The sequence below is a fragment of the Acinetobacter sp. YH12112 genome, assembly GCF_013418945.1.
Lineage (GTDB): Bacteria > Pseudomonadota > Gammaproteobacteria > Pseudomonadales > Moraxellaceae > Acinetobacter > Acinetobacter indicus.
Genome location: NZ_VPBA01000004.1, coordinates 63149 through 86093, shown reverse-complemented (window position 1 = coordinate 86093; position 22945 = coordinate 63149). Strand labels below are relative to the sequence as shown.

Genomic DNA, 22945 nt, shown 5'->3' with positions numbered 1-22945 from the left:
TTAAGTCTTGCTAGAGCATCAAATTTATCAGCAAAATCAGAAAGCTTAAAAGGGTTTCTCAAATTACCACAGCTAAATAGATCTTCTATGACGACCTATCAAAAAATGCAGTTTTGTCACAAAAATATGCTTGTTTCTCCATCATTCCTCACATATTTGGCTTATACCCTCCCAATTTTGGGATAGCACCTAAACTCATCTAATTTCTATACTGCAGACATGACAATTTGAATAACAAGGAATTCGTGATGAAAAAAACTTTATTATGCTTAACTTTAGCAGGCTTACTCAGTGCATGTGGCGGTTCAGACAATGATTCTGGTAGCAATCAGAATCCACCACCATCAAATCAAACCACTGAGAATTACGGTACTTTTTTAAATAGTTCTGTCGATAATGTAAGCTATGAAACCAGTTCTGGTATAAGTGGCACACTTACAGAAGAGAATAAAACTTTTAAATACCAATCTGGAGATAAAGTTCAATTCAGTATTAGTGGTGTACAAATTGGTGGACTAGTTACAGCTCAGGATAATATTTCTCCTGCAGATTTATTCACAGATGAAACTGCCCAAAAGAATCTACTCAGCTTTATTGATGCTTTAGATTCAGACCCTGATACTGATGGAGTGCAAATTAGTGATGAAATACTTGAGAAGTTAAAAAACATTCCTAGCATTACTTTCGATCAACCCTTTGAGAATTTCTCTACTCAAATTTCAGAAACTAACCTCTTAAATGATCAAGTCTTAGTAAGCCCTGATGAAATCGTTATTAAACAACAACAAGTTTTTTATAAAGATATCGCAGGCACATGGCAATTGCATGAAAATAATAGTGTAGCAGTGATACACATATTAACGAATGGTAATTATATACTCGGACAAGCTTCTCCAAAAGATGCTGAAAGTCAAGCAGGGATTGAATTAGGCTCGCTTCTATGGAACCCTTTAAACAACAGCTTTGAGCCAACTATTACTCACGATACAAATGGTACAGCAGGTCTGTCTCATGCTAGTGATGGTAAACCCTACACTCTAAGCTCGGATGGCACTTATTTAATTCTGCATGAACCTGGTGCAAATAGTACATATAAACTGACACGTGTAAAACAATCATCTGGTTTAGTCGGCACTTGGAAGTTCTCAGAAACTCAACTCTTTGCTTTCTTTGACAATAATTACTACTTCTTCCTAGATGGAGAAGGTGGTGACGATTGCGGTTGGCCTGGAATTGAATATGGTAAGTTATCCATTACAGCAAATACGCTTACACCAACAGAAGTCTTATATGACACCAATGAATGTGGTGGATTACAAGACTCTTGGGATGGCAGTAAAGTTAATGCAACTTATAGCATCTCAGGAACAAGTCTAACCTTACATCCGCAAGGCGAAGACACTTTCACCCTACAACGTAGTAACTAAAAACTCTTAGAAGCTGTCTAAGCTAGACTTAGGCAGCTTTAACCAATATGTTCAAAATGAATGGTACAGCCCATTAATAAATGCATCAATTCAATCTGCGATGTACACCCGGTTTTTTCATAAATATTCTTAAAATAGGTACGCACCGAGCTTAACGTCAGCTTGCAATGCTCTGCAATCTCTTCAAGTTTATAACCATTAATCAGCACCTCACATAACTCAACTTCCCGATTCGACAAGTGATACTGCTGCTTTAAATAATCTTTGGCTAAATAATATTTCTGCCCGGTTTCAGTCACAAAAACCGCGACATAGGCCTGTTCTGGTAGTCCTTCAGTATTTTTTAGCTGGCTTAAATTAAAAGGAATCACCGTTAGCATTAAGGTACTCTGATCAGCTGCTGTCAGCTCAATCACCCCGCCTGGTTCTTTACTCCATTGACTTAAGTCCGAACCTGCCCCCTCAATGAGCTGATCGAGTTTGGCCTGAAAGCCGCGGCCCACTTTTAAATGATTATAACGGTCCAGCTCAATCAGGCTGGAGCGATTAAGAATTGCTTGAGCCTTTTTATTAGAATAGATTAAACAGGACTGCTGATCGAGTAGCAGCACGCCCGTTTTTAAGTGATCTAAAATATGGCCTAAAGCCAGTTTCTGCTGCTTGGCCTGACAAAGCTGCCGATGAATTTGTAGTGCCCGGCGTAAATGCTTACCGATTCGCCTAAGAAATTCATGTTCTTCCGGACTATAAGGCTGAGCATCTGGTGCCCGGTGAATGCCTAAAACTGCCCAACGATGCTGGCCCTGATCCAGTAAGACTGCTGCGATATGACAAATCCCGGTTGGTTCCAGACAACGCTCATAAAAGATATATTCATCAGTGCCTGGCATCTGGCCATAAGACTGTAAGTTTTGCTCAATGGTGTCTCCTACCGCGGTTTGCTGCCATAACGGCGCATGCAGTTTCATATCAATGACTTTAATCCGCTCATCCTGATAGGCATCAATACAGACTTGAGGAATATTATAGGTATGCACAAAGTCATAGCTTGGACTCAACTGGTCCAAAGCGGTAAAGATCGCAGTTTTACTGTTGGTGTAGTGCACAATGGCTTCAATCACTTGTGGCCACAAACGCGTATCCATCGCGGCATCATAAATTAACACAATGATCTGGTGTTCTTGTTCTTTCATCTCTTCCCCAGCTTAATCATTAAGCCCTACCAATTTAATACAAAACATCATCATACATTTAATTATTTTTGAACCACTTATCTATTTCTTACATTTTATGCGACAGATCCCCAAGATATTTTATAGGGTTATAAATCCTTACCCCTATAAAAAAATCCCCGCAAATGCGGGGATTCTGTGTTTAATCCATTCTCAAATTGGTAAATTATTTACCACCGAAAACGTGTGATAGACCAATACGGCCACCCACTTCACTACTACCTGCAACACCCAGTGCAGCACTTAGCGAAGTTTTACCATTTGCAAATACATTTGCTAGACCTAATGCAACTGCTGATTCACCTTCATAGTGACCTACACCACCGAATACAGCCATTTGACCTGCACCGATATTTGGAATTTGCTGTTGTGCCGCTAAAGCGATTGCAATACCACGGTAAGATGTTTTCTCAACATCATCCACACGTTGATTCAATTGATCAACACGTGAATTTAAGTTAGCAGCCGTAGTATTAAACTGAGTTAAGCGAGAATCAACTTCAACAATTTTAGAATCTACTTCTGCTACTTTAGCATCGATAGCTTCAGTAGCGCCAGCTACAGCACCATCAACAGACTCTTTAATGTTATCAACGATACTTACACCATTGATACGGAAGTCACCAGAGTCAACATAGTCAGCAGTGATTTTTGTTGTTGCAGTAGTTTGCTTACCTTCTGAATCAACAGTCGTTTTCTTAACTTCAACGCCATAAACGTTTTGGTCATCTACTTTATTAATCACACCAGTTGAAACTGATTGAGTAGTTTTGATAGTAGCCTCACCAACGTTTTCATTAGCGACTGCAGTAGCACCAGTAACACCAGTAGTTTTTACAATACCTGCTTGAAGTTTAGATTTATCTACAGATGTAACCGATTCGCTATAAGTTACATTTTTATTAGTAATTGTATTATGAACAACTGCTTGTTCAAATTTACCAGTTGTATATGTTGCTGTACCTGTACGAGTTGGTAATAAATCAGCTACATCTGCTGCTGTTACATCAGCAACTCCTGCCAGTGTATAATTACCATCAGCATTTTCAGTTGCTGCATAGAATTTTGAAGCAACTTCATTACCAGCGTCATCATTATAAACTTCAAGAATTGTACGACCATTAATAGTATATTGACGAGTTTTTAATGTCGAACTATTTGCTGCACCTACTTGTTTTTCATTTGTAATAACACTGCCGTCATACTGAAGAGTGCCTAAGCTAAGATCAGCTAATGCAATACCATTACCTGTTAATGCAACAAAATTGTTGCCATCTTTAGCACTTACACCATAAATATTTTTAGATACATCAACTGGCTGACCAGCAGCATTGTAAGCACCAGTGTTACCAATAATACCCGTATTCACATATTTACTTACAGAAGCACCTGGTTGCACTAAAGTACCTTCAAACTCTTCAGTTTCACCTTCTGGATTAATATATGCACCCTCAAGAATTCTGTTTGCTGCACCAACATTACCTTGATAGCCATAAATCAGATGTTCATCATTAACTTCTTTTAATTCATAACCAGTAACTATTGTACCAGTGGTTACATCACTCAACTGACCACCATCAGACAAAGTATTTAAAAGAACATCGCCACCTTTGTATTCAACTAAACGGCTTTGACCTGTTACTTTGTCAGTAACAATCTCAAAGTAACCTTCAGAAGTCGTAGAACCTAATTTAGTCAAACTAACAACATTCTTACCAGATTCAGTCTTATAATTAAAGATCTCATAAGTTTGTGCAGATCCTGTAGAGCCCGTTGTTCCTGTAACCGTGCCCGTACCTAAGTCTACCCAGTTATTACCAGTATTTAATACAGGTGAATAAATATAATCACCATCAAAAATACCTTCTGATTGCTGGGTTGGATTAGCTACTTTAGCATTTGCTGATACTGCTACTACTGCCAAGCTTGCTGCTAAAAGCGTTTTCTGAAATTTCATATAAATTTCCTTCAATTTTTATAAAAAGACTGGCCTACCCTAGGATGATGTAAACCAGCAAAACTGAGTTGAATGTCTGGTTGTTCTGGAGAATGCCATCCACCCGGTTACCGCTGCTCTAGCGGTCCTGAAGCAATAATATACAAACTGAAACAAAAATATCAATCAAAATTTGATTTATTTTAATTAAAAATTTAAATTTATTGCCAAAGATTAAAAAAAATCAACCATAACTTACTGTTTTAAAACATATTATATGAATAAACAAGCATAAACTTTTGGTTTATATTAATTCAATTTTATTGTAATTCTGATTGATAAAATCTGCCAAAAGTATTGCTTCATAAGAAAGAAAGCTATGAGTTACAAATAATTACGTAGAAGAGAGTACAAATAAATGTAGTACAATTGAAATCCCTGTAAAGTTTTCCTAAAATCTACTCTTTGAAAATAGTAGTTTAAATACACTTTAAAAAAGTGTTACATATCGAGGCCTTAATCAGTAAAAATATATGAGTAGCCAACAAGAAAAAATTTTGTTTGCAGAGCGCTTGAAACAAGCTCTCCAGAATTCAAAACACCCGATCAGCCCTACTTATTTATCAAAAGAGTTTAATCATCGTTATGATGGCCAACCTATATCTGTACAGTCTGCAAATAACTGGATATTAGGCAAAGCAATTCCAAATCAAGATAAATTAGCGACCTTAGCAATTTGGCTTAATGTGTCAAATCAATGGTTAAGATTTGGCGATGAAACTGGCAATTTAGAATCCCAGTTGACTGAATTGGACTCATTAGATTTGGATTATTTTCTCAAATTTCGTGCTTTAAAAAGTCAGCAGAAAGAATTGATTAAAAAGTTAATTGATGAACTTAGCCACGGTTAATTTTTTTTGCAAGAAATTCTAAAGTTTTTCTTTCCTGTAGCTCATATTTTCTTATTCGCTCCTCATAGTCTTTTATCTTTTTATATAATGATTTTAACTCCGCCCTACTGACCAATATAAATTCAGTACGGCGCTCAACTACTGCAGCTTCCTCATTGTTTATAATAACTGATTTATCCATAGTATCAAAAAATATCAATTACATATTGATAAAAATATAAACTAAAAGTTCATAAAAACCAATAATAAAACTTTAAAAACCCAACTTTTTTGGGATTTTCCCCAAAACAACTACACAGTTAACACTTACTGGCAGTAATTAAAAATAAGTCTCAGATTCTACTTTATTTTAAACAAAAAATATAACTTTTTATTAATATTTCAATAAAAAAATCCCCGCAAATGCGGGGATTTTTTATGATCGATGATCGGACGATGACTTACATCATGCCGCCCATACCACCCATGCCACCCATATCTGGCATCGCAGGTTTATCTTCTGGGATTTCAGTGATCATACATTCAGTGGTCAACATTAGGCCCGCAACAGATGCAGCATGCTCAAGTGCAGAACGGGTTACTTTCGCTGGGTCAAGAATACCCATTTCAAGCATGTCGCCGTATTCACCAGTTGCAGCGTTATAACCGAAGTTACCTTCACCATTTTTCACAGCGTTGATCACAACAGATGGTTCATCACCTGCGTTTGCCACGATTTGACGAAGCGGCGCTTCGATTGCACGGCGCAGGATGTTGATCCCTACGTTTTGGTCATCGTTGGCACCTGTTACACCGTCAAGTGCTTTGGCAGCACGTACCAGTGCAACACCACCACCAGCAACCACACCTTCTTCAACTGCAGCGCGAGTTGCATGAAGCGCGTCGTCTACGCGGTCTTTTTTCTCTTTCATTTCAACTTCAGTTGCAGCACCGATCTTGATCACTGCTACACCGCCTGCCAATTTAGCAACGCGTTCTTGAAGTTTTTCTTTATCGTATTCAGAAGTCGATTCTTCGATTTGCGCACGGATTTGTTGAACACGCTCAGCGATTTGGCCTGCGTTACCCGCACCATCCACAATCACGGTGTTTTCTTTAGATACAGTTACTTTGTGTGCAGTACCTAAGTGTTCAAGCGTTGTTTGGTCTAACTGCATACCGATTTCTTCAGAAATCACAGTACCACCAGTTAAAATCGCGATGTCTTGCAGCATTGCTTTACGACGGTCACCGAAGCCAGGTGCTTTCACCGCACATACTTTGATGATGCCGCGCATGTTGTTCACAACAAGCGTTGCAAGCGCTTCACCTTCAACATCTTCAGCGATAATTAATAGTGGCTTACCGGTTTTTGCAACTGCTTCAAGAACCGTAATCAGTTCACGGATGTTGCTGACTTTCTTGTCTACCAGCAGGATGAACGGGTTTTCAAGTTCAGCAGTGAGCGTGTCTTGTTTGTTGGCGAAGTATGGAGAGATATAACCACGGTCAAACTGCATACCCTCTACAACGTCAAGCGCATCTTCAAAGCCTGAACCTTCTTCAACAGTGATTACGCCTTCTTTGCCCACTTTTTCCATTGCTTGTGCAATTAAAGCACCTACAGTGGTGTCAGAGTTTGCAGAGATCGAACCGACTTGTTCAATTGCTTTCGAATCAGATGCAGGTTGTGCAGTTGATTTGATTTCAGCCACTAAAGTTTTCACCGCGATGTCGATACCGCGTTTCAAGTCCATTGGGTTCATACCCGCAGTCACTGACTTGATGCCTTCGTTCAGGATGGCTTGCGCCAATACAGTTGCAGTTGTGGTACCGTCACCTGCAATGTCATTGGTTTTAGAAGACACTTCACGAACCAGTTGCGCACCCATGTTCTCGAACTTGTCTTTTAACGTGATTTCTTTCGCAACAGAAACACCATCTTTAGTGATGTGCGGTGCGCCGAAAGAACGGTCGATCACCACGTTACGGCCTTTAGGACCTAAAGTTACTTTCACTGCATCTGCAAGAATGTTGACACCCGCAATCATTTTGCTACGAGCTGAATCACCAAATTTTACGTCTTTAGCTGACATGATTTACTCCAATTTTAAATCTTAACTAAATCTGATAACCATTGAGTTAGTGAGAAATTAGCCTTCTAAAACAGCTAAAATGTCAGACTCTTTCATAATAAGCAGTTCTTCACCGTCTACTTTTACAGTGGTGCCGGCATAAGTACCAAACAATACTTTATCGCCAACTTTCACATCTAATGCACGTACGCCATTGTCTGTGATTTGACCATTACCAACTGCAATGATTTCACCCTGAGCAGGTTTTTCAGCAGCAGAACCTGGCAATAAAATGCCGCCAGCAGTTTTTGTTTCTTCTTCGACACGACGAATTACTACACGGTCATGTAATGGACGAATGTTGCTCATAAATAACTCCATCAGACTAAGTCTTCGTTAGATAACTGATGACGACTTATTTATTCCTTTGGTCATCATCAAAATGAATTTTAGATGTCACTTTTGTGGGGATGGAAAAAAACGCTTCAAGGGGAAAAATGAAAAAAAATCTGTTTTTTGTCTTTTTTTTCGCCAGCCATCAGACCACTGTCGCTTTATTCCTCATATTTCTAATACGGTTCAAATTTTTGCGTGCGTTCATTAAAAAAATAGGCCTGAATTTCACCGCTGTCATGAATCACATTAAAGCTGTTATTAAAACGATGATGCAGACGATAAGACAGCGCCGTGCCGGCATGAATATCCAGCACCGGATGACTGGCCTGCAAATGATAAATCTGGTTTAAATCATAGACTGCGGACTGATGCAGATGACCATGCAACAGCCCGAACAGGCCATGCTGGCTCCAGCTTTCCAGCGCCATTTTGCCAAGCATTGGACAGTCTTTTACCCCATGCGGATCATCCGGCGGGGTATAAAACGGTTGATGCGCAGCAATCAGCTTGATTTTATGCGCCGGCGCCGCGGCCAGAATCTGATCGACCAGCTGGATTTGCGCCAGCGAAATATGCCCGCGGGTATGGTAACGCCGCCGGATACTGTTTAAACCAATCAGAAAAAAATGCTCGGTTTCCAGCACAGTTTCCATCTTGCCAAAAAACAGCTGATAACGCGCAAATGGATTGACAAAACGGGTCCATAAATCGAATAGCGGAATATCATGATTGCCCGGCACCACCAGATACGGCCGCTCCAGGCTGTCGAGAAACTGCTTACAGTCATAAAACTGTTTAAAACGCGCACGCTGGGTTAAATCACCACTGACCACTATCGCTTCAGCCTGATGCTCCAGGCAAAATTGCCGGATGGCTGCCATGCAGGCCGGCTTTTCGGTGCCAAAATGCAAATCAGACAGATGCAGAATCATAAGGCACCATCATATTTAAGGCATTTTTTTCCACTGTGACTTTTAGCGGTGGTCGCATCCGGACAATTTCACCATCAATGGCCACCTGCATGGTTTTTAGTTGTGCGTGAATCACCACCTGATCTGCAGCAAAAGTATATACATCGGGTGCTTGTTCAATTTCCCCTTTCACCAGCTGCCATAAAATTTTAAACAAGGTCAACTTATCGCTTTTCGCCACCACAATGCCGGCCACCTTGCCCTGTGCCACCGCTGCAGCAATACGCAAATTCATCTCCGACAATTGCAGCTGGTTATTGCCAAAAAATACCAACGGAGTTTTCACCGGAAACAGCTTGCCATCGACTTCAACTTTTAATTTCAGTTCCTTGCGATGGCGAATCAGTACATCCAGACCGGAGGTATAGGCATGTAAAGGAAAGCGACCCAGATAGCGGTTATACAGCTCCCGTTTCTGGATAAATAAAGGATACAGCCCTAAGCTGGCATTGTTTAAATAGATGTGTTCATTGATCCGCGCGATATGCGCCTTGCGTGGCCGGCCGGTTGCAATCACATGCGCTGCCTGAATAATATCCACCGGAATATCAAATACGCGGGCCACATAGTTAAAGGTACCTAAAGGTAAAATGCCCATGGGAATATCGGTATGAATTAGTTTGGCCGCCACAGCATTCAAGGTGCCATCGCCCCCTGCGGCCACCACCACGCCATAATTGTCCGGGTCCTGATGACGTAAAAATACCTGCGCCATTAATTCATCAAAACTGGCATACTGTTCGATATCAAAGGACTGGATTTCAAAACCGTATTGGGAAAAAATCTGGATCAGCTCTTCATACACCTCGGTTTTATGGGTCGCATGAAAGCCTGATTTTTTGTTATACACAATAGACAATGGCTTGAATTGTTCAGACATTTTGTCCACATCTTTAAAGCATTTGTTCTAATTTCAGCCAATTAAGTGGAAATTTAAAGCACCTTTATGTAAAAATCGAATTACCACCATTTATTTAATCAATAATGATTCTCAGAAAAAATTTAGATATAAATTATTGTTTTAAAAAGAAATAAATAAATTAAATAATATACATAAATATAAAAAATAAATAAGATACCCCCTTATTTAAACATTATCTTTTTGTTTTTTATAAACTTATCATTTAGATTGCATTAACTACCAAAATAATTCCTTTAGTCCTTTAGTCTTATTTTTTTCGTCATTTTGTGCTTTAATACAGCCACTTTTTTTTCATATTTCATCTGAGCGGTTCATTTCATCTCTCAGATTGTACTTTGTACAACAGTTTGTACACATTTTAGATAGGCCTCACCATGACCCAAGTGAACGCACCAGAATTCGTTCGTCACCCTAAGCTTATTGCTTGGGTGGAAGAGATTGCTAAATTAACAAAACCAGCAAAAATTGAATGGTGTGACGGTAGCGCAGAAGAATATCAACGTTATATCGACTTGATGATCGCTAACGGCACAATGCAAGCGCTTAACCAAGAAACTCACCCTGGTTCTTATCTTGCAAACTCTGATCCTTCTGACGTAGCTCGTGTTGAAGACCGTACTTACATCTGCTCTGAAAACCAGGAAGATGCCGGTGCGACCAACAACTGGGAAGCGCCTGCAGTAATGCGCGAAAAATTGAACGGTTTATTTGACGGTTCAATGGCAGGTCGTACGCTGTATGTGGTTCCATTCTCAATGGGTCCACTCGGTTCACACATTGCACACATCGGGATCGAGTTAACTGACTCTCCTTATGTTGCAGTCAGCATGTCTAAAATGGCTCGTATGGGTAAAGCTGTTTATGACGTATTAGGTACAGATGGCGAATTCGTTCCATGTGTACACACTGTAGGCGCTCCGCTTGCCGAAGGTGAAAAAGATGTTGCATGGCCTTGCAACAAAGAAAAATACATCGTGCACTATCCAGAAACACGTGAAATCTGGTCTTACGGTTCAGGTTACGGCGGTAACGCATTGTTAGGTAAAAAATGCCTGGCGTTACGTATTGCATCGTTCATGGGTCGTCAACAAGGCTGGTTAGCTGAACACATGCTGATTCTTGGCGTGACCAATCCTCAAGGCGAAAAACACTACATCGCAGCGGCATTCCCATCTGCATGTGGTAAAACCAACTTCGCGATGCTGATTCCACCAGCTGGTTATGAAGGCTGGAAGATTGAAACTGTAGGTGACGATATTGCCTGGATCAAACCAGGTGAAGATGGTCGTCTATACGCAATCAACCCTGAAGCTGGTTTCTTCGGTGTAGCACCTGGTACAAACACCAAAACTAACCCGAACTGTATGGCGACGCTGCACAAAGACGTGATCTATACCAACGTTGCTGTGACTGACAATGGCGAAGTATGGTGGGAAGGTCTTTCTAAAGAAGCACCTGCAAACCTGACCAACTGGAAAGGTCAACCACATACTGGTGAAGAAAAAGCAGCGCATCCAAACGCGCGTTTCACCGTATCTGCAGGTCAATGTCCTTCAATTGATGCTGACTGGGAAAATCCAGCAGGTGTTCCAATCTCTGCATTCATCTTTGGTGGTCGCCGTGCAGACACAGTGCCTCTAATTTCAGAAGCATTTGACTGGGTTGATGGCGTGTATAAAGCGGCAACCATGGGTTCTGAAACCACTGCTGCTGCGGTTGGTCAACAAGGTATCGTTCGTCGTGACCCATTCGCAATGCTGCCATTCGCGGGTTACAACATGGCGGACTACTTCTCTCACTGGTTAGAAATGGGTGAGAAAGTGGGTGCGAAAGCTGAAGCTGCAGGTAACAAACTGCCTGGTATCTACAACGTGAACTGGTTCCGTCGTGATGCTGAAGGCAACTTCGTATGGCCTGGTTTCGGTCAAAACATGCGTGTACTTGAGTGGATCATTGACCGTTGTGAAGGTCGTGCAGATGCTGTAGACACTCCAATTGGCCGCGTTCCAACTTACGAACAGCTGAACTGGACTGGTTTAGATTTCTCTAAAGAGCAATTTGAAACTGTGACAGCACAAGACAAAGATCAATGGATCAAAGAACTGGAAAGCCACACTGAGTTATTCAATAAACTGGGTGATCGTTTACCAGAAGCATTGAAAAAACGTCAAGCTGAGCTTTTAGAAGCGGTTAAATCTGCTTAATTGCTGATTAACATGAAAGAGGTCGCGAAAGCGGCCTTTTTTATTGCCTGCCTATATACGCTACATTTTACCGGCAATAAATTTCAACACATCATTGAGGAAAGCAGTCGTCCCCAGGTCAGGCTTTTATGGCATACTTGAAAGTATAAATTAGAGATCATGAGCCATAATAGCAATGAACAATACTTATAAACTTTTAGGACTTGCCTGTACGGTTACCCTGCTCACTGCCTGCCAGAGTGGGCCACGCGAATTTAATGGCAATGTCGGTTATCAGATCGAAAGCCGCACTGACAGCACAGCCACCTTGGCTTACACCCTTGCAACACGCAACAATCAGCAATTAGATGAACAGCGCCTACAACGTGCCTGCCAGAAAGTGCTGGCCAGCAATAAAGTCTTTAAATTAAATATTCTCAGCGTCAATGAAATTGCCAACCCGGCGGCCGGTAATAATCTTACTGCTCCAGGACGTCAAATTGGCGATACCCGTGCCACCTTCAGCCTGTCGAATACCCCTGGCCTGCACAGCAGTGAAAATCCGGCCACACGTGATGCCCTCACTGCCCGCCCAAGCACTTTAACTGTGGTGCGCTATACCTGCTCTTAAGCTTCTGCAAGCCAATAAAAAAGACGCTGTTTACAGCGTCTTATAAAAACTGACATTACGAAATTCGGGCGACTCATCTAAATCGGGCCAAGTGGTGGCACTACGCTCATCCAGCTTTTCATATTTGGGATGGCTAAAGTTTTTCACCCGGCTGTCCGCCACCCACACTTCTGGGGCAAATTTTAAAAACTCATCCAGGAAAAAACGGTTGCATTGATCGTATAGCACATCCGCTGCGAGTAGTACATCAACCTGCTCGGCTTTGTAGAGATCATCCAGATATTCCAGCTCGACGCCATTAAGTTCGGCATTGACTCGACAGGCATCCAGACTGACCTGATCAATATCACAGCAGATCACCCGTTTAGCACCCGCCATTTTGGCAGCAATGGCCACCACACCTGAACCTGCGCCAAAATCTAGCACTACTTTATCTTTCACATGATGCGGCTCAGCTAGCAACCACTGTGCCATCGCCAATCCTGAGGCCCAGCAGAAAATCCAGTATGGCGTATCATTCCAGATCCGGCGGATCACTTCATCATCGAGTTTATCGGTGGGAAAAACCGGCGGAATCAACCAAAGTGAAATCGGTGTTTCAGGCAATTGCTGTGCCTGCAGTTCACAATGTGGAATCACATCATGCAAAGCACTTAATAGATGTTCAGGGGCTTTAGGAAATTGAAAGGTGCAGCTCATTGGGTTTTTATTCTTTATGTATTTCAGCAAAAATCTGATGTTAGAGGTTTTACCCTCATCCCAACCTTCTCCCTGAGCCGTATACGGCGCAAGAGAAGGAGTATCCATTATTTTTACAATGATTTTTCCCTCTCCTGAGCAAGATTTAAAGCACTGCTTTTAAATCGAAGCGCAAGAGAGGGTCAGGGAGAGGTCAATTTATTAACCCAAAGCCTTCTCAGCCGCTTCTACGGTTTGACGAATCAAGGTTGTAATCGTCATCGGACCAACACCACCTGGCACTGGTGTGTAAGCAGAAGCGATGTCTTCGATACCAACGAGTTGGATATCACCAACACCGCCGCCTTCACGTGGGTGGAAGCCCGCATCAACGACCACTGCACCTGGCTTAATCCAGTCTTTCTGAATCAGTTCAGCTTTACCAACTGCGCCCACAATAATGTCTGCCTGCTTCACGAATTCAGCCAGGTTTTGTGTGCGTGAGTGACAGGTGGTTACAGTTGCATTGGCTTCTAGCAGCATCGCCGACATTGGTTTACCCAGAATAGCCGAACGACCAACCACCACTGCATGTTTACCCGCGATTTCGATGTTGTTTTCTTTCAGAATAGTCATGATGCCCGCTGGTGTTGCCGAACCATAGGCCGCTTCACCCATCGCCATACGACCATAACCCAAACAAGTCACACCATCGACATCTTTTTCAAGTGAAATGGCATCGAAGCAGGCACGCTCATCAATTTGTGCCGGTACCGGATGCTGTAACAGGATACCGTGTACATCAGGATTGGCATTGAGTTTTTCAATTTCAGCCAGTAACTGCTCAGTGGTGGTTTCCTGTGGAAGCTCGATTTTTAAAGAGTCCATACCGACACGGCGGCAGGCATTCCCTTTCATACGTACATAAGTTGCAGATGCACCGTCGTCACCTACCAAAATAGTCGCCAGAATTGGGGTACGACCTGTTTTCGCCTTTAATGCTTCTACGCGTGTTAACAAGTCAGCTTCAATTTGCTTTGCTAATGCACGACCATCCAAAACTAATGCCACGGCACATCTCCAAATGTTGATAGGAATCAATTTTGCAAATAATACATGATAATTTAGGCAATTTTCTTTCATATGCCGAATTTATGTGCATATGCGCGATTTATAGTATTGTTTTTTTTCCAGAGCTTGCTAATATGTGCATCACCAAGACGTGGCGGGGTGGCAGAGTGGTCATGCAGCGGACTGCAACTCCGTGGACGCCGGTTCGATTCCGACCTCCGCCTCCAATCTTGGTAAAAATGCCCGAGTGGTGAAATCGGTAGACACAGGGGATTTAAAATCCCCCGCCCTCAAAGCGTGCCAGTTCGAGTCTGGCCTCGGGCACCATTTTAACAGATCTTAAAATGGTGCAGTAAAGAATCCAGCGTCAAGCTGGTTTTTTTATGCCTGCAATTTAGCTTCTGCGTTGACCCTGTCCATGACCCCACAACAGCCCCTGCTTTTTCTACAACAGCTACAACAACACCATCCGGCTGCATTTAAACGCAATTTTCTGCTGTATGGCGCAATAAAAATCAAAGGCATGCTGGATGAGTGGAAAGAAATCCTCCCCTGGGTGCTGGCCCTGCTGATTTTTATTCCGCTGTCGATGGTCTTTGCAGATGCGATTCAGCAGCACTTGCCACAGTTTGATGCCGCACAAAGCAAAAGTATGGCAATTTTAGCGCTCATGTTGCTGTTGATGCTCACGACACCCTATGTGATTTACCAACTCAAACACAGTGCAGCGGCCTTATATCGCATGCTCCGCCATACCCCAATCAAACTGGCGATCGTGATTTTAGTGCAGGCGCTAAATGTCTATTACTGGCAAAGCGTGCTATTGCAAGGGATACTGTTCTTTTTTGCCCTGAGTTTTGGCTTTGTACGTTTTTATAAAGAAAACCTGTTTCGTCATGAGGCTACACCAGAACAGCAATACTGTTTGCAGCAGATTCGCCGTGCAGCGTACTGGTCATATCGTCAGCTTCGTAATACCCACCTAAAAATGTACTTTTATCCCAAAAGTTCGGCACGCTATGCAGACCTGGCGCTACAGCGGATGAAATATGCCAATCTGCATCAGTAAATCATGCAGGTTGAACACAAGTTTGCGCAGCAGATTAAATTTATTGATCTGGACAGTTATCTCAACGAAATCAGCCAATAAAAAAACCGGGACAATCCCTGTTTTTTATAGAAACAGGGTTTAAGCACTGGCCGGCAGGTCTTTAATTTCCACCAGAGCCGGCGTGTATTGCAGACGGTGATAACGCGCATCATCCAGTTGATAATCTGCTGCTTTGACCGTGTTCACGAATTTCCACTCGGCCAGCATCTCATCTGCCGTAAAGCTGACGGTCAGATAACCTCGCTGATTCAGGTTGCAATAACTCAGCTCATCAATCAGGGTATTAAAGGCAAATTCAAATTCGTATAGCTTGGCCGCCGGAATCTGCAGATATTTTTCCATCCCCGGAGAGGACACCGAACTGGTGGCCAGCTCCACCCCGACAAAGTTCTGCTGGGCATCATACAGCTGTGCAGACCAGGCATTATGAGTATCGCCCGCCAGCACCACCACTTTTTTACCCAGTTGACCCAATACGCTATACAGTGCTTCACGCTCATAAGCATAGCCATCCCAGGCATCCAGATTATACGGCACCACGGTCAAAATACGGGCCTTTTCCTGTGCGGTTAAAGTGGGATCGCCCTGTAAATAACGGCTTTTCAATGTGACCAGTTCTACCAGCATCCGCTCGACATTGGCCAAGGTCTCTACGGTTGCCTGACCCCTGGTGATTTGCCCGAGCACCTGCAAGATTTCCGCCGGAATCAGCATTTTCGCCATCAGCACCTGTTGCCCCAGCACATTCCAGGTGGCTTGAGATTGAGTCAGCTGCTGGGCCAGCCAGGCAAACTGAGTACGTCCAAGCAAGGTACGGTTAGTGTCAGTTAAATCTGCGCTAAATCGGGCGGCATCCAGACCGGTCGCGGTTAAATAATGGGCATAATCCAGCTGCTTGTGACGTGCTAGTACCCGCGTATCCAGCATATTCAACTGCACCAGCTGACCGAAATTGAACTGGCGGTAAATATTCAGATGGTCATTTTCAGAGACCGGACGAATTGGCATCCACTCAAAATAGGCCTGCAATGCAGCCAACTTGCGTGCAAAGAAATCACCTTCGTTGTCCTGATGATTCTCCGCCCCTTCCATCCAAGTGTCATTGGTTAGCTCGTGGTCATCCCAGATTACAATAAACGGATGACGCTGGTGCACTGCCTGCAAATCGGCATCTCCACGATACAGAGCATAACGCTTGCGATAATCATCTAAACGGATAATTTCCTGATTATTATCGGCGGCCAGGGTACGTCCCAGTTTTTCGGCATCTTCAGTGGCATAACCATCGGCGCCATATTCATAAATATAATCACCCAGGTGGATGACTACATCCAGATTTTCCTTGGCCATTTCCTTATAGACATGGAAATAACCGGCCGGATAATTGGAGCAGGAACAGACTGCAAACTTTACTGCAGCAGTATCAAGCGGCAAGGTTTTGGTCTGGCCCACCAGTGAGCTTTGTGCGCCATAGCGGAAACGGTAGAAATAGGTCTGATTGGCTTCTAAACCGTCTGCATCAACTTTGACGGTAAAGTCCTGCGCCTGTGTGGTCAGCACTTTGCCCGTATTTACAATGTGCTGAAACGCCTGATCGGTCGCGATTTCCCACTGTACTTCCAGACGCATAGCCGTATCTTCGGGGCTAAGACGGGTCCATAGAATCACCCGGTCTGCCAATGGGTCACCACTGGCCACGCCATGTAAAAATTGTATTTGTGGCGCATCAGGAGATGAATGCTCTGGATCATCATCGCCACAGGCAGTTAAGCTGAGTGGCAAAGACAGTGCCCCAAAACCTGCAATGGTTTTTTGAATCAGTTCGCGACGGTTCATGTGCGTTGTCATACGGTTTTCCTGTTGTTTTTATTTGCACTACCTTAGAAAACCGAGGTTTAGCTTTGATCTCATTTTTATGAAAAAATGATGACAGTCGACATCCAGCCTGCTTCGAGTTTAGGCTAATACAATGATTTGCTTGAAAAGAAAGCAATTGTAAGCAAATTTACTTGCCAAGTTTTCCATCCTCCTCTATTATTGCGCACATGCCCGAGTGGTGAAATCGGTAGACACAGGGGATTTAAAATCCCCCGCCCTCAAAGCGTGCCAGTTCGAGTCTGGCCTCGGGCACCATTTTAATAGATCTTAAAATGGTGCAATAAATTACCCAGCGTCAAGCTGGTTTTTTTATGCCCGAAATTTAATAAAACAGATTGAATAGAAAGAGAAGAAATATAAAAAGAAGAATGAAATATCAGGTCACCCTACTCACCTTGCCAAGCTGTTTTTCAAGCATTTATGCCGCCGATGAATCAAGCATTTAATATGATCAAGAAACGCCCGCACAGCAGAGCAACACACTGAGTAGGTCGTGCAGGTAGATGAGAGGACTAAAGCATATCCGAAACAGAGCTGCTATTTACTGGACACCCTGTAAGATTGAGCGATGGGATCATCTCAAACCCAGATCATTCCATCATAAAAAAAGAGAGCGGCTTACCACTCTCGATTGGATACCAGCTCTTCCATTTCCAGCTCAAAATAGCCGGCGTCTTGCAGCACCATCATCATCGCTTCAGCAATATAATCCGCTGCAGTATCATCCAGTGAGGAATCCAGATCTTCAAATTGTGGTTTCATCTTGTTGATGACGTTTACCGTTTCATGCGCGAAGTGATAAATGTCAGCCTCGGACAAATTCGGCTTGGCGACTTTTTTCGCAAACTGTTCAATGGACTGTTTGATTTCAGCGACCAGAATATCGGGATAATAGTCATCGTCAAACATGGGGAGAAGTAAATCTGTAAACATACAGGCACTCAAAACTACAAAAGGTCAAATTCAAGACAGGCTATATAGCACAAAGCCCCTGAAAAGCCAAACTGAGCGAGATTTGAATACCCATATGATATAAAGCAGGCTGGTATAGAGCAGCCCTTAAGCCAATTGCATCGCCTGCCAGATTTTAATGGCATCGGCGGTAGCTTTCACATCATGCGCGCGCACCATACAGGCACCCTGCTGAATACTCAGCAAATGCGCAGTGGCTGAACCAACTGCACGTTGCTGTGGCTCTGCGGCATCCAGCACACTGCCAATAAAACGTTTACGCGACAAGGCAGATAAAATTGGATAACCCATGTCAGTCAGTTTATAGAACTCATTTAGCAATTGCAGATTTTGCTGGGCATTTTTGGCAAAACCAAAGCCCGGATCAATCATAATGTTTTCAGCCTTGACCCCGGCATCCAGTGCATCCTGAACCCGTTGCGAGAGTTCACGAATAACATCTGTAGTGACATCTTCATATTGATCCAGATTATTCATGGTGGTTGGCTCACCGCGCATATGCATGATGATCACCGGAATATCTAATTCTGCCGCGGTTTCCAGAGCCTGAGGACGGGTTAAAGCCCGCACATCATTCCAGATATGCGCACCGGCCGCTACTGCCGCACGAATCACCTCTGGCTGTGAAGTATCAATTGAAATCACCACATTTAGTTTGGCCAGCTCCTCGACCACAGGCACCACCCGGCGGATTTCTTCCTCAATTTCCACCACCGCTGCGCCGGGACGGGTCGATTCACCCCCCACATCAATGACGGTGGCACCTTCAGCAATCATTTCCAGGGCTTTTACTACTGCCTGATCTTTCTGATTGTGCAGCCCCCCATCGCTAAAGGAATCCGGAGTCACATTTAAAATTCCCATTACATGCGGCTGAGACAAATCCAGTTTCAAATGACCGAAAGTCCAGATCTGTGGTCGTAGTGGCTTCAGCTGCATGGTTCAATCCTAGTTCACAATAACCCCGGTATTGTCTTATGGAAAGATCAATAAAGCAAAGCTCAATCTATTCAATAGCTAGATTTCAAAATAGTTCTTATTGGAATATTGCATCAGCTTGGATTGCAGTAACGCTTTTACATCAACCCATTCGCTTTTTAAAATACTATAGATATAACTATCTCTGAGTGTCACGCCATCTTTACGCAGCATATGACATCTAATGATGCCATCCTGTTTGGCACCCAGAGCTTCAATAGCTTTTTGACTTTTAAGATTCAGATGATCAGTCCGAAAGCCTACCACTTGAGCATTCAGCTCTTCAAATGCATGCTGCAGCAAAAGATATTTACAGACCCGGTTTACATAGGTTCGTTGATAAGGTTTGGCATACCAGGTAAAGCCAATTTCAACACGTGGAATTTCCGGCTTGATATCATGAAAGCTGGTGGTGCCGATTGCTCGGTCTGAAGTTAAATCAATCACGGCAAAAGCCATTCTTTCACCTTTGGACTGCTGTTCAAAAGCTTGGGTAAAGTAGTGTTTAAGTTTATGTAGGTAAGGTACCGAATTATATAACACTTCCCCCAAGCCCCCTTCGGCACATGCATTTTCTAATTCTGCAAAATGTTCCCAGCTCAGTGGTTCTAAACGTAGCTGATAAATACTGGATTCCAGAACAGGTAAAGTCATTCTTATTTTTACTCAGTGATTTTTATAAATTGACTATACTATAGCATTCAACTAGATATGACAAAACAATAGCCATAAAAAAACCACCCGAAGGTGGTTTTCTTAAAATATTCTTAGTTGGCTGGCAATGGTGGCGGTGTGCTTGGACCATTGCTTGGGGTTACATCAATCACCGGATTTTCTGCAACATATACTTTTGGTGGCTGTGGTTCACGACCTTCCATAATGTCACGAATCTGCTCACGATCAATGGTTTCCCAATCCATCAGCGCTTTTACCATAGCATGGGCAATATCTTTGTTGTTTTCCAGGATATCCCAGGCCACTTTATATTGCTCATCCAGAATGCGGCGCACTTCACGGTCCACTTCCAGCTGCGTCGCTTCAGAAATGGTCCGGCTACCCAGGCTGCCCATGAAGGATTGCTGTGAATCATCTTCATAAACCATCACACCTAGTTTGTCCGACATACCGTATTTGGTCACCATGGCACGCGCCATTTTGGTTGCACGCTCAAAGTCGTTCGATGCACCGGTAGATTGCTGATTAATGAAAATTTCTTCAGCAATACGACCACCAAACAGGATTGAAATTTCTTTCAGCATCTTGTCTTTGTAATGGCTGGTCTGGTCAAACTCAGGCAACTGCCAGGTTACACCCAGCGCCCAACCGCGCGGCATAATCGTGACTTTATGCACAGGATCCGTACCCGGCAGCATTTCTGCCACAATGGCATGGCCTGCTTCATGATAAGCCGTCGCACGACGTTCTTCTTCACGAATCACCATTGATTTACGTTCAGGACCCATGTACAGCTTGTCTTTGGCGTCTTCAAAGTCATGCATGTCGACCGTGTTCTTGTTACGACGTGCAGCAAATAGCGCTGCTTCGTTCACCAAGTTGGCCAACTGTGCACCCGAGAAGCCCGGTGTACCACGTGCAAGGACTTTTACATCCACACCTGTGGTTGAAGGCAATTTTTTCAGGTGAACATTCAAGATTTGCTCACGACCTTTAATATCGGGTAAGCCCACCATCACCTGACGGTCAAAACGACCTGGACGTAATAAAGCTTTATCCAGTACATCGGCACGGTTGGTTGCAGCAATGACAATAATACCTTCATTACCTTCAAAACCGTCCATTTCGACCAGCATCTGGTTTAAGGTCTGCTCACGCTCATCATGACCACCACCGGTACCTGAACCACGGTGACGACCGACCGCATCAATCTCGTCAATAAAGATAATACATGGCGCGTGGCGTTTCGCCTGCTCGAACATGTCACGGACACGAGAGGCGCCCACACCCACGAACATTTCTACGAAGTCAGAACCTGAAATACTGAAGAATGGCACTTTAGCTTCGCCAGCAATGGCTTTTGCCAGCAAAGTTTTACCGGTACCCGGAGGACCAACCATTAACACGCCTTTCGGAATGGTTGCCCCCAAACGTTTAAATTTGGCCGGATCTTTCAGGAAGTCGACAATTTCAACCACTTCCTGTTTGGCTTCATCACAACCTGCAACATCGGCAAAGGTTACTTTAATCTGGTCTTCAGACAGCATTTTCGCTTTGGACTTACCAAAGCTCATTGGGCCGTTTTTACCACCTGCACCGCCACCCATGTTGCGCATAAAGAACATGAATAACAAAATGATTAAAAGTACAGGGAAACTAGCAATGAGTAGTTGCATCAACAAACCTTGACGTTGAGGTGCAGTACCTTCAACAACAACGTTGTTTTCAATGAGGCTCGGCATGAGTTCAGGATCTTGAACCGCCGGACGAATACTTTCAAATGGTGAGCCATTGGCTTTTTCACCACTAATTCTTTCGCCATCAATTGTAACTTTTTTAATTTGACCAGCATCCACCGCCGCAACGAACTCGGAATAGTTCATTGACGTTGGCTTATCACTGCCATTGATGTTACTGAAAATCAGAATCAGTACACCAAGTATAATTAGCCACAATACGGCATTCTTGAAGAGATCGCTCAAAGCTTTATTCCCATATCAATCTAATTTGATCATGCCCTTTACAGGGTGACCTTAATGTTAAAGCTGAAGATCAGCCTACAAAACTCTTAAAAACGTACAAAATGCACAATTTTTAACGGCTTGGCAAGTAAACTTTATTTGAATGCCTTCTTCCGGCCCTGTCCGATCAAAAACACTTCTTTCGAACGTGCACGAGAAGCTGCCGGTTTTGCAGTCTTTAATACATCGAAGCTGTCGACGACCTGTTTGCGAAATTCATCGAAGCCAGAACCCTGGAACACCTTCACAACAAACTGTCCGTTTGGCCCCAGCACTTTTTGCGCAAAGTCCAAAGCCAGTTCACATAAATAGATTTGTCGTGGCTGATCTACTGCTCTATTACCTGATGTATTGGGGGCCATATCGGAAATTACAACGTCTACAGTCCGGCCATTTAAAATATTTAACAATTTTTCAAAAACTTCTTCCTCACGGAAGTCACCTTGCAGGAAGGTCACATCTGGTAAGGCATCCATAGGCAAAATATCCGATGCAATCACCAGCCCTTTGTCACCGACCAGTTTGCCGGCAATTTGCGACCAGCTGCCGGGCGCAGCACCCAGATCGACCACCGTCATGCCGGGTTTGATAATTTTATATTTTTCCTGAATCTCTAGCAGTTTATACGCAGCACGCGCACGATAACCTTCCTTCTGGGCTTTTTTCACGAAAGGGTCATCCAGGTGCTCTCTCATCCACGCACGACTACTTTTGGATAATTTCTGGTTGGTAATGCGTGTTGCCATAACTCTCTAAATATTAAAAACCTTCTAATTTATAATTGTACGTGAAAATTGCCGCGCTTGCAGTACAGATGTGTAGTTAAATGGACGTAGAGGGTGTGATTTTTTCTATTATTTGCATCGATTATTTGCGCAGATTTTACAGCGTTTCAAAT

General features: G+C 43.3%; 20 protein-coding genes and 3 tRNA genes. 8 read left to right on the top strand and 15 right to left on the bottom strand.

What is annotated here, in order from left to right; all coding sequences use genetic code 11:
* Positions 1–248: 248 nt before the first annotated feature.
* The gene (locus FTU50_RS02600) at positions 249–1427 is read left to right on the top strand and encodes a hypothetical protein (RefSeq protein ID WP_168381651.1); all 1179 of its coding nucleotides are present in this window, start codon (positions 249–251) and stop codon (positions 1425–1427) included.
* 38 nt (positions 1428–1465) lie between these two features.
* On the opposite strand, the gene FTU50_RS02595 is transcribed toward FTU50_RS02600, so the two are convergent.
* Positions 1466–2620, bottom strand: coding sequence for a LuxR C-terminal-related transcriptional regulator (locus tag FTU50_RS02595; protein ID WP_180046068.1), 1155 nt, complete (start codon positions 2618–2620; stop codon positions 1466–1468).
* Positions 2621–2825: 205 nt separating this feature from the next.
* A complete protein-coding gene (locus FTU50_RS02590; protein WP_180046070.1) occupies positions 2826–4616 on the bottom strand; it encodes a YadA C-terminal domain-containing protein in 1791 nt (596 codons plus the stop codon).
* 512 nt (positions 4617–5128) lie between these two features.
* Between FTU50_RS02590 and FTU50_RS02585 the strand changes: the two genes are divergently transcribed.
* Complete coding sequence (locus tag FTU50_RS02585) at positions 5129–5506, top strand: hypothetical protein (protein ID WP_180046072.1); 378 nt, start codon at positions 5129–5131, stop codon at positions 5504–5506.
* Here FTU50_RS02585 and FTU50_RS02580 read toward each other — a convergent pair.
* From FTU50_RS02580 to FTU50_RS02560, 5 genes are all read right to left on the bottom strand, one after another.
* Complete coding sequence (locus FTU50_RS02580; RefSeq protein ID WP_180046074.1) at positions 5493–5687, bottom strand: hypothetical protein; 195 nt, start codon at positions 5685–5687, stop codon at positions 5493–5495. The two genes, FTU50_RS02585 and FTU50_RS02580, sit on opposite strands and share 14 nt — an antisense overlap.
* A 259-nt stretch (positions 5688–5946) precedes the next feature.
* Positions 5947–7581 (bottom strand): chaperonin GroEL, encoded by a 1635-nt coding sequence (gene groL / locus FTU50_RS02575; protein ID WP_180054307.1) that lies wholly within the window; start codon positions 7579–7581, stop codon positions 5947–5949.
* A 57-nt stretch (positions 7582–7638) separates the two neighbouring features.
* Positions 7639–7929, bottom strand: coding sequence for a co-chaperone GroES (gene groES, locus FTU50_RS02570; RefSeq protein ID WP_004810787.1), 291 nt, complete (start codon positions 7927–7929; stop codon positions 7639–7641).
* 200 nt (positions 7930–8129) lie between these two features.
* A complete protein-coding gene (locus tag FTU50_RS02565) occupies positions 8130–8888 on the bottom strand; it encodes a metallophosphoesterase (protein ID WP_016659956.1) in 759 nt (252 codons plus the stop codon).
* Positions 8869–9807: a diacylglycerol kinase family protein gene (locus tag FTU50_RS02560; RefSeq protein WP_168399598.1), complete on the bottom strand. Its 939-nt coding sequence runs from the start codon at positions 9805–9807 to the stop codon at positions 8869–8871. The genes FTU50_RS02565 and FTU50_RS02560 overlap by 20 nt, the downstream gene beginning before the upstream one ends.
* Positions 9808–10223: 416 nt before the next feature.
* On the opposite strand from FTU50_RS02560, the gene FTU50_RS02555 reads away from it, so the two are divergent.
* Both FTU50_RS02555 and FTU50_RS02550 read left to right on the top strand, forming a co-directional pair.
* On the top strand, positions 10224–12053 hold the full coding sequence (locus FTU50_RS02555; protein WP_104470892.1) for a phosphoenolpyruvate carboxykinase (GTP): 1830 nt from the start codon (positions 10224–10226) through the stop codon (positions 12051–12053).
* Between the two features lie 175 nt (positions 12054–12228).
* On the top strand, positions 12229–12663 hold the full coding sequence (locus tag FTU50_RS02550) for a hypothetical protein (RefSeq protein WP_005176335.1): 435 nt from the start codon (positions 12229–12231) through the stop codon (positions 12661–12663).
* A gap of 30 nt (positions 12664–12693) precedes the next feature.
* On the opposite strand, the gene FTU50_RS02545 is transcribed toward FTU50_RS02550, so the two are convergent.
* Together FTU50_RS02545 and folD are read right to left on the bottom strand one after the other, a co-directional pair.
* Entirely contained in the window at positions 12694–13362 is a 669-nt protein-coding gene (locus FTU50_RS02545) for a methyltransferase (RefSeq protein ID WP_180054322.1), read from the bottom strand.
* A 201-nt stretch (positions 13363–13563) separates the two neighbouring features.
* Positions 13564–14412: a bifunctional methylenetetrahydrofolate dehydrogenase/methenyltetrahydrofolate cyclohydrolase FolD gene (gene folD, locus FTU50_RS02540; protein WP_005176331.1), complete on the bottom strand. Its 849-nt coding sequence runs from the start codon at positions 14410–14412 to the stop codon at positions 13564–13566.
* Between the two features lie 153 nt (positions 14413–14565).
* Between folD and FTU50_RS02535 the strand changes: the two genes are divergently transcribed.
* The 3 genes from FTU50_RS02535 to FTU50_RS02525 all read left to right on the top strand — a co-directional run bounded on the left by FTU50_RS02535 (position 14566) and on the right by FTU50_RS02525 (position 15481).
* A tRNA-Cys gene (locus FTU50_RS02535) sits at positions 14566–14639 on the top strand.
* Positions 14640–14653: 14 nt separating this feature from the next.
* A tRNA-Leu gene (locus FTU50_RS02530) sits at positions 14654–14739 on the top strand.
* Between the two features lie 91 nt (positions 14740–14830).
* Complete coding sequence (locus FTU50_RS02525) at positions 14831–15481, top strand: hypothetical protein (protein ID WP_257222788.1); 651 nt, start codon at positions 14831–14833, stop codon at positions 15479–15481.
* A 120-nt stretch (positions 15482–15601) separates the two neighbouring features.
* Here FTU50_RS02525 and FTU50_RS02520 read toward each other — a convergent pair whose 3' ends face one another.
* On the bottom strand, positions 15602–17371 hold the full coding sequence (locus FTU50_RS02520; RefSeq protein ID WP_168383269.1) for an alkaline phosphatase: 1770 nt from the start codon (positions 17369–17371) through the stop codon (positions 15602–15604).
* 199 nt (positions 17372–17570) lie between these two features.
* On the opposite strand from FTU50_RS02520, the gene FTU50_RS02515 reads away from it, so the two are divergent.
* Positions 17571–17656: transfer RNA gene (locus FTU50_RS02515), tRNA-Leu, on the top strand.
* A 363-nt stretch (positions 17657–18019) separates the two neighbouring features.
* Here FTU50_RS02515 and FTU50_RS02510 read toward each other — a convergent pair.
* The 5 genes from FTU50_RS02510 to rlmE form a co-directional block, all read right to left on the bottom strand.
* Positions 18020–18334: a DUF5713 family protein gene (locus FTU50_RS02510; protein ID WP_045796482.1), complete on the bottom strand. Its 315-nt coding sequence runs from the start codon at positions 18332–18334 to the stop codon at positions 18020–18022.
* A gap of 126 nt (positions 18335–18460) precedes the next feature.
* Positions 18461–19312: a dihydropteroate synthase gene (folP, locus tag FTU50_RS02505; protein WP_180054305.1), complete on the bottom strand. Its 852-nt coding sequence runs from the start codon at positions 19310–19312 to the stop codon at positions 18461–18463.
* A gap of 78 nt (positions 19313–19390) precedes the next feature.
* Positions 19391–20005, bottom strand: a complete 615-nt coding sequence (locus FTU50_RS02500) for a GNAT family N-acetyltransferase (protein ID WP_180046087.1) — start codon at positions 20003–20005, stop codon at positions 19391–19393.
* Between the two features lie 113 nt (positions 20006–20118).
* Entirely contained in the window at positions 20119–22008 is a 1890-nt protein-coding gene (gene ftsH, locus FTU50_RS02495) for an ATP-dependent zinc metalloprotease FtsH (RefSeq protein WP_005176319.1), read from the bottom strand.
* A gap of 134 nt (positions 22009–22142) precedes the next feature.
* Complete coding sequence (rlmE, locus tag FTU50_RS02490) at positions 22143–22793, bottom strand: 23S rRNA (uridine(2552)-2'-O)-methyltransferase RlmE (RefSeq protein WP_005176316.1); 651 nt, start codon at positions 22791–22793, stop codon at positions 22143–22145.
* Positions 22794–22945: the final 152 nt, after the last annotated feature.